Raw genomic sequence first — 14,412 nt, 5'->3', positions numbered from 1 at the left:
CTGCGCAGATAACTGCCGCCAGCGATGCTGCGCGACAGCATTCTGCGTCACGGCTACAGGCATTCCCAAGATGTCTGTAGCCGTGTAGCATCACAGCTTCCTTTCTCTTTTGACGGTGAAGCGCATGCAAGAAAAAGTCATCACTTTTGCCAGCCCGATATTTTTTTTGCTGATCGCGCTTGAAGCCTACGTCGCCATGCGCCGGCATCGCCATGAATACCGCGTTAATGATGCGATCAACAGCCTCAGCCTCGGCGTCATGAGCCAGATCATTAACGTCTTTCTGAAGTTGCTGTCTATCGGCATTTACGTCTGGGTCGCACAGCACTTTGCCATCACCACTCTGCCTGCCGATCAGCCGTGGGTCTGGCTGACCGGCTTATTGCTGTACGATTTTTTATATTACTGGCTGCATCGCATGGGCCACATGACGAACCTTTTGTGGGCAGCGCATGTCGTTCATCATCAAAGCGAACATTACAATCTGAGTACCGCGTTACGGCAAACCAGCAGCGGTCATTTATTTGCCTGGATATTTTATTTGCCGATGGCATTGCTCGGTTATCCAGCAGAAGTTTTCATCGCCGTAGGACTGATCGATTTGCTGTATCAATTCTGGATACACACGCAGCAAATCGGTAAGCTGGGCTGGTTTGACCGCGTGTTTGCATCGCCGTCGAATCATCGTGTTCATCATGCGGTAAATGACATCTATCTGGATAAAAATTTCGGCGGCATCCTGATACTCTGGGATCGCCTGTTCGGCACCTTCATCGAAGAGCAGGATGCACATCCTGTCGTGTTTGGCACGCGCAAACCCTTGCGTAGCTGGAATCCATTCTGGGCAAACGCGGAAGTGTATGCCGCCGTGCTGACAGACGCGCTGAGCACCCGGCGCTGGACGGATAAATTCAAAATCTGGCTGATGCCGCCGGGATGGCAACCTGCCGATCTGGCGGCACGCTCTGCGCCCGCTACATTCGATCTGCAACGAGCAGAATATAATCCGCCATTGCGTGGTGCACTGATGTGGTACTGTCTCGCGCAGTTCGCGCTGGGACTGAACATCACGACGCATTTTTTACTCAGCGCAAATACCGCTGGCAGTATTTCGCTGGTGCTCTATGCGCTATGGCTGCTGGCTGGTTTCTGGATCATCGGCGGTCTGATGCAACAGCAAAAATTCTTCGTGTTACTGGAAGCGTTCAGAATCGCGATCTGTGCTGCGATGGTGCTGACGACGTCAAGCTGGTTTGGTATCACAACACTGACCGGCACGGCGCAAGCCTGCATCATTGCTGCTTGCGCGGCTTGCGCGGCTTGTTTAATGGCGCTCTTACTGATTTTTAAAACGAAACCGCATGGATATCTTTCATATTAACGACAATCAGGTATTACTCAATCCGGATTCCGCCGTCACGCCGCAAGGCTTTCTGTGGCTGGATGCAACCCACGATGAAGTCAGTAACAATGCAGAGGCATGGCGGGCAGAAGTAGAACGGATTACCGGCATTCATATTTACGATCTGCATTTGAGCGATGCCGTCAATCTGAGCCATCCTTCGTATTTCGATAACACCCATGATTACGAGTTGGTGGTCTTTCGCAAGCTAGCGTTGAACGGTGAAGCAGTCGCAACCGACACCACAGAAAAACGGAAAATTCCGGCAGCGCTGAATAAATTATTGACCGTTCCGGTGTCCTTTTTTGTTTTCGGTCATGCGCTCGTCACCGTCCGCGCCGCGAATAGCAAAACCATCGACAATGCCCGCGCCCGCCTGCTGAATTACAAGGCCAAAGCCGATGGCAGCAGCCATGGCCGCTTACCAGCGTCGCCCGAAGATCTGATGCTGCGCTTACTCAATGCGATGGTCGATCAGTATCTGGAATTGCGCCAGCCACTGACACAACAACTGGATCGCTGGCAGCACGCGCTACTGGACCCACGTCGCCCATTCAATAACTGGATGGCCTTGCTCGATTCGCGTCTGGAATTACGCAAACTCGATAATCTGTGCGAAGAACAACGCGATGCATTGCAGGAATTGCGCGATCATATCGTTGACACGCATGATGGCAACAACGATGCGCAAAGCCGTGCGAAAGATTTGTTATTGGTCCGCACCACCGATGTGATGGAACACATCAGTCGCGTACTGAATCATGCGCGCCGCCTCGAAGCATCGCTGGAATCGGCGGTGCAGATACACTTTTCTGCGATGGCGCACCGCACCAGCGAAATCATGCGCACTCTGACAGTCATCACGGCCTTGTTCATGCCACTGACACTGATTACCGGGATTTTCGGTATGAATTTTGAAGTCATGCCGCTGCTCAAAAACGCCTCCGGTTTCTGGATCACGATGGGTGCGATGGGCTTCATCGTCGTGCTGCTGTTGATATATTTCCGCAGCCAGCGCTACCTCGAAGATCGCCTGCGCAATTCCCGTCGATAACACGTTTTTGGGGGAGTATGTGGTTAAATACCCTTCATGTCCTTATAAACATTGGGCGTTTAAAAATACTCCCCCCAGTATATTTCACCTGTTTTTGCACTTATTTCTTTTACTTTTGCAGCCATTCCTGACGATTCCATGCAAGCACTGACCTTTCTGTGGCACGACTATGAAACTTTCGGCGCCGTGCCACGCCGCGATCGCCCGGCGCAATTTGCCGCTATCCGCACCGATGCGGAACTCAATGAAATCGGCGACGAACTGATGCTGTATTGCCAGCCCGCGCCCGATTTTCTGCCTGATCCACAAGCCTGCCTGATCACCGGCATCACGCCACAAACTTGCCTGCAGCTCGGCGTTCCGGAACACGAATTCGCACGGCAAATCGAAGCCGCATTCGCGCAACCCGGCACCATCGGCGTCGGCTACAACACCATACGCTTCGATGATGAAGTCACCCGTTTTTTATTCTGGCGCAATCTGATCGATCCGTATGCGCGCGAATGGCAAAATAATTGCAGCCGCTGGGATATTCTCGATGTCGTGCGTACCGCGTATGCGCTGCGCCCGGAAGGCATACAGTGGCCGCGCAACGAAGAAGGCAAGGTCAGCTTCCGCCTCGAACATCTGACGGCTGCCAACGGCCTCAGCCACGAAGCCGCGCATGATGCCTTATCCGATGTGCGCGCGACGATTGCGATGGCACGTTTGCTGAAAGAAAAAAATCCGCGGCTGTTTGATTTCTGCCTGAGTCTGCGCAAAAAAGACCGCGTCATGGAAGAGATAGGCTGGCCTGTGCCAAAGCCGTTTCTGCACATCACGGGCATGATTCCGGCAGAACGCGGATGCATCAGCGTGATGTGGCCGCTGGCGATGCATCCGACCAACAAAAACGAAATCATCGTCTGGGATCTGAGCGCCGATCCGGCTGAATTATTCTCGCTCAGCAGCGAAGAAATTCAGCTGCGTATGTTCAGCAAGAGCAGCAATTTACCTGAGGGTGTAACCCGTCTGCCGATCAAAACCATCCACATTAATAAGTCCCCGATCGTCATCAGCAATCTGAAAACCCTGTCCGCCGAACGCGCCGCGCATTGGGGCATCGATATGACTGCCGTCATGGCGCACGCTGCCATCGCAGCCCATGCGCCGGACATGGCACAAATCTGGGAAGCGGTGTTTGAGCGCTCTGCCGCGAACGGCTCATCAACGAACAATGATGTTGACGAAGATTTGTACAACGGCTTCATCGGCAATGCTGACCGCCGTTTATTGAACGAGCTGCGGGCGCTGCCAGCAGAACAACTGGCGCAAGCATCGACCCATTTTCAAGATGCACGACTGGACGAACTGTTGTTCCGCTATCGCGCCAGAAATTTCCTCGCGACGCTGAGTGCGGAAGAAGCAGAAACATGGGAACAACACCGCGCCGCCCGCCTGCATGACGGGCTGGGCAATGCAATGACGGTGGAACAGTTTTTTGAGCGCATCGATCAGCTATCGGAAGAAGCCGATGAACGCGCCGAAGAAATACTCGGTGCTTTGTATGATTACGCTGAGCACATCACGCCTATGCGTTGAAAAAATCATCCTGCAGGTAAAACAGAGACTGAGTATTCATGTGCTTCTTCAAGGCATTTCCTGCGAAGCAGGCGCATGATGATGCAGATGTTCAAATTAATTTTATGGAGTCACAATGATACGAGGCAGCTGCTTTTATTTGCGCCATCCTAAGAAAGAAGAAATTCCGCAACTCATCAACTTGCTCAATAATCTGGATACACGCGGCCCGTGGTTGTCAACCGAACTGATGCTGCCTGGCCTGCTCGAAAAGCGCTTTGAGGAACAGCATAGCTCTAAGGAAAACATGGAATACTTTCTGATCATCGGCGACGACGAACAGATACTGGGCAGAGTGTTCCATTTCAAAACAGTGCCGTATTTTCAGTCGCGCGAAATCGGTTACTCGCTGTTTTCTACAACCCTGCACGGCAAAGGCATTATGAGCGAAGCGGTGGCGCTACTCACGCGCTACCTGTTTGAAACCAGCTTGCTGAACCGCCTGGAAATTCACATGGAAGCGGGTAATGCAGGTTCTGAAAAAGTCGCTGTCAAGAACGGCTTTCAATTTGAAGGTGTCGCACGCGGTGCAGCATACAACCGCGGACGCTTTGTCGACGTCAGGATGTATGCTTTGTTGCGTAGCGAATGGGAAGCCTTGCAAAATACCTGATGCCGGCAAACAACTTGCATCTGGTGAAGTGGATTATGCATCTCGCTACCAATAAAAAGCCCCGGCACAAAGACCAGGGCAATCAGGTAAAGCAAACAGACAGCGCTTACTTATTTGGTTGCGGTGTAATGCGTAGATAAGGCTTTGGTGCTTTGTAACCTTTCGGGTATTTCTGTTTGATCACATCTTCATCTTTGATCGACAAAGGAATAATCACATCGTCACCATCACGCCAGTTGCCTGGTGTCGCAACGGTATAGCCATCGGTCAGTTGCAAGGCATCGATCACACGCAGCACTTCATCAAAATTTCGGCCAGTGGTCAGCGGATAAGTAATGATCAGGCGGACTTTTTTATTTGGATCAATGATGAACAGCGAGCGCACGGTCACGGTTTCTGATTGATTCGGGTGAATCATGTCGTACAACGCGGCAACCTTGCGATCGGCATCAGCGATGATAGGGAAACCAACCACGGTCTGCTGCGTTTCCTCAATATCTTTAATCCATTGCAGATGTGAATCCGCGCCGTCAACCGACAAGGCTATCGCTTTGACATTGCGCTTGTCAAACTCTGGCTTCAGCTTCGCTGTCAGTCCGAGTTCTGTGGTGCAGACCGGTGTGAAATCCGCCGGATGGGAAAATAGCACCACCCAGGAATTGCCAGCCCATTCGTGGAATTTCAGTTTTCCAATGGAGGAATCCTGCTCAAAATCCGGTGCAATATCGCCTAAACGTAAAGTCATCTTACTCTCCCAAAAATGTAGAGTCTGACTATAAATCGCCTCTTTCAACTTCTCAAGAACAGAGAAGTTGAAAGCTTATATCGGCTTAGTTATATAAGTGCGATTAGGAGGGACGCTGGATCAGCGCTGCAGAAATACGACGCTGATCCGGGTTAATTACTTACCTTCAATTCTTGATAATGACTGCAAGAATTTTTCAGCATTCTGGAAACCGACAACGCGACTATCGGGAATTTCTGCACCTTGATTATTGAAGAAAATGATGCCCGGAGGGCCGAATAATTTAAAGCGTTTCAGCATTTCTTTATCGTCGTCATTATTCGCGGTAACGTCGACTTGCAGCAGCAACATTGCATCCATCTTCGCCTTCACCCGGACATCGGTGAATGTCAGTTTTTCCATTTCTTTGCAAGAGACACACCAGTCTGCGTAGAAATCCAGCATCGCCGTTTTTCCTTTGCTCTGCGCCAATGCTGCATCGAGTTCAGCGACATTACGCACACGGACAAATACTGCACCATGCGTCTGCGTGCCAAACAGATGAGCGACCGGCGCATAGATATCGCGACCGCCGGTAGCGACACCAACGAGCTGCAATAAACCCAGTACGCCGAACGCAGCGGCAATCAGCTTCCCAGGCAAACCTGAACGATGAAAAAATAACTGATAGCTAGCATAAGCAATCAATAGCGTTGCCCACCCGAGCATCTGTAACCAGACAGGAATCACTGGCGAGATCATCCACAACGCCATCGCCAGCATCAGCACGCCAAAGAAACGTTTGATGTTTTCCATCCAGATTCCGGCGCGTGGTAACAAGCTGCCGGCAGATATACCGAGTAACAGCAAAGGCACGCCCATACCGATCGCAATAGCGAACATTGCGGCACCACCAACGATTACATCGCGCGTCTGACTGATGTAGACCAGCGCGCCAAGCAATGGGCCCGTGACACATGGTCCAACGATCAACGCAGAAATCGCTCCCATCAGGAATACGCCAATTAATTTTCCTAATTTACTATCGCGCTGACCTTCGGAAATTTCAGTTAACTTAGTTTGCAATGCCGCCGGCATTTGCAATTGATAGACGTTAAACATCGACAACGCGAAGAACACCATCAATAAGGAAAATGCACCCAATACCCATGGATTTTGCAGGGTCGCCGCCAAGCCCTCACCGGCGAGACCGGCAGCAACGCCCATTCCTGTGTACACCAGTGACATCCCGAGTACATACGCAAGCGATAACATGAATCCACGCGTACGACTGACACCCGCGCCTTCACCAACGATGATAAAAGACAAAATCGGCACCATCGGCAGCACACACGGTGTCAGCGATAAGCCCAGACCAAGAATGAAAAACAAAGGCAGGATGACGGATAACTTACCGCTCTTTAGTGCTGCACTGATGCTGCTGCTTTCTGCATCTGCTCCGGCATCGGTCTTGCTGACGTCTGCGCCGCTCGGCTGTGACGAAGTGGCAGCGTTACCCGCTGCGATGCTCAGTCTGAATTCACTTTCCAATGGCGGATAGCACAAGCCCTGATCAGCACATCCTTGTCTGCCGACTTTCAATGTGAAGTCATTGGCAGCCTGTACCGGAATCCTGATCAGTACAGACTTGCGGTATGTCTCTACGTCTTTTTGAAAGGTTTCGTCAAATTTGACCTTACCGGCTGGCAGCACGACATCGCCAATTTTTGCGTCGGCCGAAGTGAATTTCAACTTTTCACGGTACAAATAATAACCATCAGCAATGGTCAGCGTCACCTCGGCAACGCCGGGTTCAGCCATTTTGGCGGATGCTTTGAAAGCGACTTCCGGGTCGAGAAACTCATCGGCATGCGCCAGGCTACTGAGAATCAGAAATGCGCTCATTAACAGCATCTGTAATACATGAATGAAACCGTTTTGCGGCGAGAGCGTTGCGATGCGATGCGTGTTCATTTAAGTCCTGTTTGTTCTTGTACCCATTGCAGATAGGCAGGTAAGCCATCGACCACGGGAATAGCAATAATTTCCGGTACTTGGTAAGGGTGCAGCGAGCAAATCAATGCCTGCAGATCTAGGTAGGCTTGAGTTGTTGTCTTGATGTGCAATGGCACTTCAGTGGAGACTTCCTGCTGACCATCCCACGTGTACAGAGACATTATTTCGGGCATGACGTTCACGCATGCAGCCAAATTATTTTCTAATATATTTTGGGCGATCGTGAGCGCAACGGTCTTATCCGGACAATTCGTCATTACCAGTAAAACTTTATCGTCGTTTGTCTTCATAGCGCTCATTTTAGCAAGAGTCTGATGATCACGAGCAACCCAAGCTGAATAGAGCTAAATATAAACGCGTTGATAACTGGGACACAAATGAAGAAAAAAAAAGCCCGGATAAACCGGGCCTTTTATTTAAGAAATATCTTCTTAAATTATTCTGCTACTGGAGCATTTTCTACATCAGTGACTTCTGGACGATCCAGCAATTCAACGTAAGCCATCGGTGCATTGTCGCCAACGCGGAAGCCCATTTTCAGAATACGCAGGTAGCCGCCATTACGATTTGCGTAACGTGGGCCGAGTTCCGCAAACAGTTTCAAAACCATTTCGCGATCGCGCAGACGGGAAAACGCCAGACGTTTGTTAGCCAATGTATCAACTTTACCCAAAGTCAGAATCGGCTCGATAACGCGGCGCAGTTCTTTTGCTTTTGGCAATGTTGTTTTGATCGCTTCGTGACGCAACAGGGATACTGTCATGTTGCGCAACATAGCCAAACGGTGGGATGAAGTACGATTCAGCTTACGTAAGCCGTGACGGTGACGCATGGTATTTCCTTTCAGATTTCATTGCCAGCTCTTCTATCGACAACATTGTCGCGGGCCGGTAATTATTTTTACTACGATAAAAAAATGAACGACTTTATTTAAAACCGTTCATTCCGACAAATTATTTTTCCAAGCCTGCAGGTGGCCAGTTTTCCAGCTTCATACCCAAAGACAAGCCACGGGAAGCCAACACTTCTTTGATTTCGTTCAAAGATTTGCGACCCAGGTTTGGTGTCTTCAACAGTTCATTTTCGCTACGTTGGATCAGATCGCCAATGTAGTAAATGTTTTCTGCTTTCAGGCAGTTTGCTGAACGTACTGTCAATTCTAGATCATCCACTGGACGCAACAGAACTGGATCAACTGCTGGTGCACGGGATGGTGCTTCAGCGGCTGCTTCAGTACCTTCCAGAGCAGCGAAGACATTCAATTGATCAACCAGCACGCGAGCAGATTGACGAATTGCTTCTTCTGGTGTGATCACGCCATTGGTTTCAATATTGATGATCAATTTATCCAGATCGGTACGCTGTTCAACACGAGCAGACTCAACGGAGTAAGAAACACGACGCACTGGAGAGAAAGACGCGTCCAGAATCATGCGGCCTATCGTTTTGTTTGCATCTTCAGACAAACGGCGAACGTTACCAGGCACATAGCCACGGCCTTTTTCAACTTTGATCTGCATGTCCAGCTTACCGCCGGCGGTCAGATTCGCGATGACGTGATCTGGATTGATCAGTTCCACATCATGTGGCAACTCGATGTCGGATGCCAACACTGCGCCTTCGCCATCTTTTTTCAATGTCAGTGTCACTTCTTCACGATTGTGCAACTTGAATACAACACCCTTCAAGTTCAACAGAATATCAACGACGTCTTCTTGAACGCCATCGAGGGATGAATACTCATGAACAACACCAGCAATCACTACTTCAGTCGGCGCATAACCAACCATCGTCGACAACAATACGCGACGCAGCGCGTTGCCCAGTGTGTGGCCATAGCCACGTTCAAACGGTTCCATCACGACTTTAGCGTGACCGGCACCCAGCATTTCCACATCGATAATACGTGGCTTCAACAGATTGTTTTGCATGAAATGTCCTTTTCAATACCCTCGGTTCGTTACACCGATAAGGCTGACGGCATTAAAGAAAAAGCCTGCCTGTCGTAAAACAGGCAGGCGATGAAACTAAAATTAACGAGAATACAATTCAACGATCAGTGATTCGTTGACATCGTGAGCGATATCGCTACGATCTGGCATGGACTTGTAAGTACCTTCCATTTTCTTCGCATCAACAGCTACCCATGAAGGCATGCCGGATTGCTCAGCCAGGGACAGAGCTTCAACGATACGAACTTGTTTTTTCGCTTTTTCACGAACAGCAACAACGTCACCAGCTTTAACTTGGTAAGAAGCGATGTTCACAACGATACCGTTGACTGTGAAAGCTTTGTGGCTTACCAACTGACGTGCTTCAGCACGTGTAGAGCCAAAGCCCATGCGGTATGCAACGTTGTCGAGACGGGATTCCAGCAATTTCAACAGTGTTTCGCCTGTGTTGCCTTTTTGGCGATCAGCTTCGGCGAAGTAGCGGCGGAATTGACGTTCCAGAACGCCGTACATACGTTTAACTTTTTGCTTTTCGCGTAATTGATTACCGAAGTCAGAAGTACGTGCGCCAGATTTCGCACCGTGTTGACCTGGTTTTACATCTAATTTGCATTTTGAATCCAAAGAGCGACGTGCGCTTTTCAGAAACAGGTCCGTGCCTTCGCGACGGGATAACTTAGCTTTTGGTCCGATATAACGTGCCACAATATTTTCCTTTTATAAATGACGCAGAACTTGGCTGCGCTAGTCTGATCTGCTTGCTATCAGACAGTGGTCTTAAAGGCGAAAGCGAATCGCTTAATGCCTGAAATAAAATCCCCAACACAAAACCCGCCAACAAAATGGCGGGCTTGCATTCTAACGGAAATACCGTCAGAACGCCAGCAGCAAATGCTACCGCTTAGATACGACGACGCTTTGGAGGGCGGCAGCCGTTGTGTGGTACTGGAGTTACGTCTTGGATCAAAGAAATCTTGATGCCGAGATTGTTCAGTGCGCGTACTGAAGATTCACGACCTGGGCCTGGGCCTTTGATGCGAACTTCCAGATTTTTGATACCGCATTCAACAGCAACTTTACCTGCTGCTTCCGCTGCAACCTGAGCTGCGAAAGGAGTAGATTTACGTGAGCCTTTAAAACCAGCACCGCCAGCAGTTGCCCAAGAGAGAGCATTGCCTTGACGATCAGTGATCGTGATGATGGTGTTATTGAAAGAAGCGTGAACGTGTGCGATACCTTCAGCAACGTTCTTTTTAACTTTCTTACGAGCACGTGCTGCTGCTGCGTTGTTTTGTGCTTTTGCCATAATGATTTCCTTGGATCCGGGCTAGCCTGGATTATTTCTTCAAAGATTGAGCTGCTTTACGTGGACCTTTACGTGTACGTGCGTTAGTACGTGTACGTTGGCCACGGCAAGGCAAGCCTTTACGATGACGCAAGCCGCGATAGCAACCCAAGTCCATCAAGCGCTTGATGTTCATGGACAATTCACGACGCAAGTCACCTTCGACGATAAATTTACCGATTTCGTCGCGAAGCTTCTCGAGTTCGTTGTCATCCAGATCTTTAACCTTTTTATTGGTCAAAACACCTGTTGCTTCACAGATTTTCTGTGAGCGTGGACGGCCAATACCATAGATAGCTGTTAAGCCGATTACGGTATGCTGATGATTTGGGATATTAACCCCTGCGATACGTGCCATTCGTTATTCCTCGTTCAATAACGTTAAATTAACCTTGGCGCTGTTTATGGCGTGGTTCTGTGCAAATAACACGAACAACACCTTTGCGCTTGATGATTTTGCAGTTGCGGCAGATCCGCTTAACTGATGCGAGAACTTTCATTTTTGCCCTCTTCCCTTCTTGTTCACTTTTAATTTACTTGGTTCGGAACACTATTCGCGCCCGGCTCAAATCATAAGGCGTCAATTCCACTGTCACCTTATCACCTGGAAGAATACGGATATAGTTCATCCGCATCTTCCCGGAAATATGGCCTAGTACAACATGCCCGTTTTCCAACTTAACTCTAAATGTTGCATTCGGAAGATTCTCCAGAATCTCGCCCTGCATCTGTATAACGTCGTCTTTTGCCATTCGATCTGCTGTCCCTTCAGCAAATTACCGCGAAGGAATCCCGCCCTTGAAATTTGCTTTACGAAGCAGCGACTCGTATTGCTGCGACATGACATAGTTTTGCACCTGAGCCATAAAATCCATGGTCACCACCACGATAATCAGCAGGGATGTACCACCGAAGTAGAAAGGAACTTTCCATTTGGCAATCAAAAATTCAGGTAACAAACAGACTAGCGTGATATAAACCGCACCAGCCAACGTCAATCGCATCAAAATTTTGTCGATATAGCGGGCAGTCTGATCGCCTGGACGTATTCCAGGGACAAACGCTCCACTCTTCTTCAAATTATCAGCTGTTTCTTTGCTGTTGAATACCAAAGCGGTATAAAAGAAGCAAAAGAAAATAATCGCAGCAGCGTACAACAACGCATGAATAGGCTCGCCTGGCGCCATTGATGCAGCCAGATCTTTCAAGAACGTAATAAACCCGCTCGTTGAAGAATCTGCACCCTTGGTGAACCAGCTGGTAATCGTTGCTGGGAATAAAATGATCGATGAAGCGAAAATTGGAGGAATTACACCAGCCATATTCAACTTCAGCGGCAAATGACTGCTTTGCCCGCCATACACTTTATTTCCGACCTGACGCTTCGCATAATTAACCAGAATCTTACGTTGGCCACGTTCCACAAATACCACCAGAAACGTCACAGCTACCGCAATAACACAGATCAACAATACTGACGCAGGATGCATAGATCCAGTACGAACCAACTCAAACAAACTTACCAAGGCACCTGGCAAACCAGCAGCAATACCGGCGAAGATAATGATAGAAATACCGTTACCTAAACCGCGCTCAGTGATTTGTTCGCCCAGCCACATCAAAAACATCGTACCTGTCACCAATGACACTACAGTAGTGAATCTGAAAGCGAGGCCGGGATCAATAACGAGCCCTGGCTGCGCCTCCAGACCAAACGCAATGAAATATGCCTGCGCTGTCGCCAGTAACAAAGTTCCATAACGTGTGTACTGAGTAATTTTTCTGCGACCGGATTCACCTTCTTTTTTCAGTGCTTCCAGTTGCGGAGAAACGATAGACATCAGTTGCATGATGATCGATGCCGAGATATACGGCATGATGCCGAGTGCAAACACGGTGAACCGTGACAATGCACCACCGGAGAACATGTTAAACATCCCCAAGATACCACCTTGGTTTTGCTTAAACAGATCTGCCAATGCAGTTGGATCTATACCAGGAACAGGTACATGAGCACCAATCCGATAGACAACCAATGCTGCAAGCAGGAACCAGAGTCGCCCCCAGGGAAATCCGCTTGCTGCACTTTTAGCTTGTTGTGGAGATGTTGCCAATTATTGCTCCGGTGTCTGCAGTGAATTAAGCGATCGTACCGCCAGCAGCTTCGATTGCAGCTTTAGCGCCTTTAGTGACGATCAAGCCGTTCAAAGTTACTTTCTTAGTAATCGCACCAGACAAGATCACACGAACTACACGTGCGAGCTCAGAAACAACACCAGCTTGTTTTAAAGCAAGGATGTCAATTTCAGTGACTGGCAAATTTTCCAAGTCTGTCAGACGAACTTCTGCTTTGTACGGTGTTGCCAGTGATTTAAAACCACGTTTTGGCAAGCGACGTTGCAAAGGCATCTGACCGCCTTCGAAACCGACTTTATGAAAGCCGCCGGAACGAGATTTTTGACCTTTATGGCCGCGACCCGCTGTCTTACCCAAACCTGAGCCGATACCACGACCAACACGACGTTTGTAGTGTTTAGCGCCATCAGCAGGTTGTATGTTATTCAATTCCATAATTTGCTCCGAACATAAGTCTGACGACTTACGCTACAACCTTCACAAGATACGAGACTTTATTGATCATGCCGCGTACTGCTGGCGTGTCTTGCAATTCAGAAACTGAATTAACACGACGCAAACCCAGACCACGTACGGTAGCACGGTGATCCTGGCGTGTGCCGATCAGACCTTTGACCAATTGCACTTTTACTGTCTTAGTCATCGCGCTCTCCTTAACCGAGGATTTCTTCAACAGTCTTGCCACGCTTTGCAGCGATTTCAGATGGAGTACTCATCTTAGCCAGACCATTCAAAGTTGCACGAACCATGTTGTAAGGATTTGTTGAGCCGTTGGATTTAGCAACGACGTTAACAATACCCATTACTTCAAAAATCGCGCGCATTGGACCACCAGCGATAACGCCAGTACCTTCTTTTGCTGGAGAAATCATGACGGAAGACGCGCCGTGCTTACCAGTAACGGTGTGCTGCAAAGTACCGTTTTTCAAAGTCACTTTGATCATCTTACGACGGGCTTCTTCCATCGCTTTTTGTACGGCAACAGGAACTTCTTTCGACTTACCTTTGCCCATACCGATACGGCCATCGCCGTCGCCTACAACTGTCAATGCAGCGAAGCCCATGATACGACCACCCTTAACCACTTTGGTTACACGGTTGATCGCGATCATTTTTTCGCGCATGCCATCATCCGGCTTGTCGGCTGCTGTTTTTGCTTGCATTTTTGCCATGACAAATTTTCCTTAGAACTTCAAGCCAGCTTCACGGGCAGCTTCTGCAAGCGCCTTGATGCGGCCATGGTAACGGAAACCGGAGCGGTCAAACGCAACTTCGGTAACCCCTGCTTTGATTGCCTTCTCTGCTACACGCTTGCCGATCAAAGTCGCGGCTGTGGTGTTGCCACCAGCTCCGGACTTGCCAGCCAATTCTGCACGTACTTCCGCCTCTACGGTGGAAGCCGACGCCAACACTTTGGCGTCTGGGCCAATAATGTTTGCGTAAATGTGCAGGTTGGTGCGATGCACGGCCAGGCGGTTCACTTTGAGTTCTGCGATCTTGGCACGGGTTTGACGTGCGCGGCGCAGACGTGATTGTTTCTTGTCCATCGT

19 protein-coding genes are annotated in these 14,412 nt (G+C 49.3%); 4 read left to right on the top strand and 15 right to left on the bottom strand.

Annotation, left to right across the window (positions count from 1 at the left end; genetic code table 11):
- Positions 1–124 precede the first annotated feature (124 nt).
- The 4 genes from H8K29_RS02745 to H8K29_RS02730 all read left to right on the top strand — a co-directional run bounded on the left by H8K29_RS02745 (position 125) and on the right by H8K29_RS02730 (position 4,689).
- Complete coding sequence (locus H8K29_RS02745) at positions 125–1,381, top strand: sterol desaturase family protein (RefSeq protein ID WP_186896291.1); 1,257 nt, start codon at positions 125–127, stop codon at positions 1,379–1,381.
- The gene (locus H8K29_RS02740) at positions 1,362–2,456 is read left to right on the top strand and encodes a magnesium transporter CorA family protein (RefSeq protein ID WP_186896290.1); all 1,095 of its coding nucleotides are present in this window, start codon (positions 1,362–1,364) and stop codon (positions 2,454–2,456) included. The genes H8K29_RS02745 and H8K29_RS02740 overlap by 20 nt, the downstream gene beginning before the upstream one ends.
- Before the next feature lie 138 nt (positions 2,457–2,594).
- A complete protein-coding gene (sbcB, locus tag H8K29_RS02735) occupies positions 2,595–4,037 on the top strand; it encodes an exodeoxyribonuclease I (protein WP_186896289.1) in 1,443 nt (480 codons plus the stop codon).
- Positions 4,038–4,152: 115 nt separating this feature from the next.
- Complete coding sequence (locus H8K29_RS02730) at positions 4,153–4,689, top strand: GNAT family N-acetyltransferase (protein WP_186896288.1); 537 nt, start codon at positions 4,153–4,155, stop codon at positions 4,687–4,689.
- 106 nt (positions 4,690–4,795) lie between these two features.
- Here H8K29_RS02730 and H8K29_RS02725 read toward each other — a convergent pair whose 3' ends face one another.
- From H8K29_RS02725 to rplR, 15 genes are all read right to left on the bottom strand, one after another.
- Positions 4,796–5,434, bottom strand: coding sequence for a peroxiredoxin (locus tag H8K29_RS02725; RefSeq protein ID WP_186896287.1), 639 nt, complete (start codon positions 5,432–5,434; stop codon positions 4,796–4,798).
- Between the two features lie 156 nt (positions 5,435–5,590).
- Positions 5,591–7,387, bottom strand: coding sequence for a protein-disulfide reductase DsbD (gene dsbD, locus H8K29_RS02720; RefSeq protein ID WP_186896286.1), 1,797 nt, complete (start codon positions 7,385–7,387; stop codon positions 5,591–5,593).
- Positions 7,384–7,719, bottom strand: coding sequence for a divalent-cation tolerance protein CutA (gene cutA, locus H8K29_RS02715; protein WP_370527121.1), 336 nt, complete (start codon positions 7,717–7,719; stop codon positions 7,384–7,386). Before cutA ends, dsbD begins: the two co-directional genes overlap by 4 nt.
- 146 nt (positions 7,720–7,865) lie before the next feature.
- Positions 7,866–8,261, bottom strand: a complete 396-nt coding sequence (rplQ, locus tag H8K29_RS02710; protein WP_186884644.1) for a 50S ribosomal protein L17 — start codon at positions 8,259–8,261, stop codon at positions 7,866–7,868.
- 121 nt (positions 8,262–8,382) lie between these two features.
- The gene (rpoA, locus tag H8K29_RS02705; RefSeq protein WP_186884643.1) at positions 8,383–9,360 is read right to left on the bottom strand and encodes a DNA-directed RNA polymerase subunit alpha; all 978 of its coding nucleotides are present in this window, start codon (positions 9,358–9,360) and stop codon (positions 8,383–8,385) included.
- Between the two features lie 102 nt (positions 9,361–9,462).
- Positions 9,463–10,086, bottom strand: coding sequence for a 30S ribosomal protein S4 (rpsD, locus tag H8K29_RS02700; protein WP_186884642.1), 624 nt, complete (start codon positions 10,084–10,086; stop codon positions 9,463–9,465).
- A gap of 196 nt (positions 10,087–10,282) precedes the next feature.
- Positions 10,283–10,687, bottom strand: coding sequence for a 30S ribosomal protein S11 (rpsK, locus tag H8K29_RS02695; RefSeq protein WP_110255932.1), 405 nt, complete (start codon positions 10,685–10,687; stop codon positions 10,283–10,285).
- A 31-nt stretch (positions 10,688–10,718) separates the two neighbouring features.
- Positions 10,719–11,084 carry a 30S ribosomal protein S13 gene (gene rpsM, locus H8K29_RS02690; RefSeq protein WP_186884641.1) on the bottom strand — a complete coding sequence of 122 codons (366 nt, stop codon included), beginning with the start codon at positions 11,082–11,084 and terminating at the stop codon, positions 10,719–10,721.
- A 28-nt stretch (positions 11,085–11,112) separates the two neighbouring features.
- Complete coding sequence (gene rpmJ / locus H8K29_RS02685) at positions 11,113–11,226, bottom strand: 50S ribosomal protein L36 (protein ID WP_014004415.1); 114 nt, start codon at positions 11,224–11,226, stop codon at positions 11,113–11,115.
- 33 nt (positions 11,227–11,259) lie between these two features.
- The gene (infA, locus tag H8K29_RS02680; protein ID WP_005663428.1) at positions 11,260–11,478 is read right to left on the bottom strand and encodes a translation initiation factor IF-1; all 219 of its coding nucleotides are present in this window, start codon (positions 11,476–11,478) and stop codon (positions 11,260–11,262) included.
- 24 nt (positions 11,479–11,502) lie between these two features.
- Entirely contained in the window at positions 11,503–12,840 is a 1,338-nt protein-coding gene (gene secY / locus H8K29_RS02675) for a preprotein translocase subunit SecY (RefSeq protein WP_186896284.1), read from the bottom strand.
- Positions 12,841–12,865: 25 nt separating this feature from the next.
- Positions 12,866–13,297, bottom strand: a complete 432-nt coding sequence (gene rplO / locus H8K29_RS02670) for a 50S ribosomal protein L15 (protein WP_186884639.1) — start codon at positions 13,295–13,297, stop codon at positions 12,866–12,868.
- Between the two features lie 28 nt (positions 13,298–13,325).
- Positions 13,326–13,505 (bottom strand): 50S ribosomal protein L30, encoded by a 180-nt coding sequence (gene rpmD / locus H8K29_RS02665; RefSeq protein ID WP_186884638.1) that lies wholly within the window; start codon positions 13,503–13,505, stop codon positions 13,326–13,328.
- Positions 13,506–13,515: 10 nt separating this feature from the next.
- The gene (rpsE, locus tag H8K29_RS02660) at positions 13,516–14,034 is read right to left on the bottom strand and encodes a 30S ribosomal protein S5 (protein WP_110255927.1); all 519 of its coding nucleotides are present in this window, start codon (positions 14,032–14,034) and stop codon (positions 13,516–13,518) included.
- 12 nt (positions 14,035–14,046) lie between these two features.
- On the bottom strand, positions 14,047–14,409 hold the full coding sequence (rplR, locus tag H8K29_RS02655) for a 50S ribosomal protein L18 (protein WP_186884637.1): 363 nt from the start codon (positions 14,407–14,409) through the stop codon (positions 14,047–14,049).
- Between the last annotated feature and the right edge of the window lie 3 nt (positions 14,410–14,412).

Source organism: Undibacterium sp. CY21W (assembly GCF_014284265.1).
GTDB classification, from domain to species: Bacteria; Pseudomonadota; Gammaproteobacteria; order Burkholderiales; family Burkholderiaceae_D; genus Undibacterium; species Undibacterium aquatile.
Note: the sequence above shows the minus strand (reverse complement) of the source record. Positions and strands in the feature narration are given on the sequence as shown.

What these genes read in the sequence shown, in the direction of transcription:
- H8K29_RS02745 (WP_186896291.1), top strand. Translation starts at nt 125, where the DNA reads ATGCAAGAAAAAGTCATCACTTTTGCCAGCCCGATATTTTTTTTGCTG.
- H8K29_RS02740 (WP_186896290.1), top strand. Translation starts at nt 1,362, where the DNA reads ATGGATATCTTTCATATTAACGACAATCAGGTATTACTCAATCCGGAT.
- sbcB (WP_186896289.1), top strand. Translation starts at nt 2,595, where the DNA reads ATGCAAGCACTGACCTTTCTGTGGCACGACTATGAAACTTTCGGCGCC.
- H8K29_RS02730 (WP_186896288.1), top strand. Translation starts at nt 4,153, where the DNA reads ATGATACGAGGCAGCTGCTTTTATTTGCGCCATCCTAAGAAAGAAGAA.
- H8K29_RS02725 (WP_186896287.1), bottom strand. Translation starts at nt 5,434, where the DNA reads ATGACTTTACGTTTAGGCGATATTGCACCGGATTTTGAGCAGGATTCC.
- dsbD (WP_186896286.1), bottom strand. Translation starts at nt 7,387, where the DNA reads ATGAACACGCATCGCATCGCAACGCTCTCGCCGCAAAACGGTTTCATT.
- cutA (WP_370527121.1), bottom strand. Translation starts at nt 7,719, where the DNA reads ATGAAGACAAACGACGATAAAGTTTTACTGGTAATGACGAATTGTCCG.
- rplQ (WP_186884644.1), bottom strand. Translation starts at nt 8,261, where the DNA reads ATGCGTCACCGTCACGGCTTACGTAAGCTGAATCGTACTTCATCCCAC.
- rpoA (WP_186884643.1), bottom strand. Translation starts at nt 9,360, where the DNA reads ATGCAAAACAATCTGTTGAAGCCACGTATTATCGATGTGGAAATGCTG.
- rpsK (WP_110255932.1), bottom strand. Translation starts at nt 10,687, where the DNA reads ATGGCAAAAGCACAAAACAACGCAGCAGCAGCACGTGCTCGTAAGAAA.
- rpsM (WP_186884641.1), bottom strand. Translation starts at nt 11,084, where the DNA reads ATGGCACGTATCGCAGGGGTTAATATCCCAAATCATCAGCATACCGTA.
- rpmJ (WP_014004415.1), bottom strand. Translation starts at nt 11,226, where the DNA reads ATGAAAGTTCTCGCATCAGTTAAGCGGATCTGCCGCAACTGCAAAATC.
- infA (WP_005663428.1), bottom strand. Translation starts at nt 11,478, where the DNA reads ATGGCAAAAGACGACGTTATACAGATGCAGGGCGAGATTCTGGAGAAT.
- rplO (WP_186884639.1), bottom strand. Translation starts at nt 13,297, where the DNA reads ATGGAATTGAATAACATACAACCTGCTGATGGCGCTAAACACTACAAA.
- rpmD (WP_186884638.1), bottom strand. Translation starts at nt 13,505, where the DNA reads ATGACTAAGACAGTAAAAGTGCAATTGGTCAAAGGTCTGATCGGCACA.
- rpsE (WP_110255927.1), bottom strand. Translation starts at nt 14,034, where the DNA reads ATGGCAAAAATGCAAGCAAAAACAGCAGCCGACAAGCCGGATGATGGC.
- rplR (WP_186884637.1), bottom strand. Translation starts at nt 14,409, where the DNA reads ATGGACAAGAAACAATCACGTCTGCGCCGCGCACGTCAAACCCGTGCC.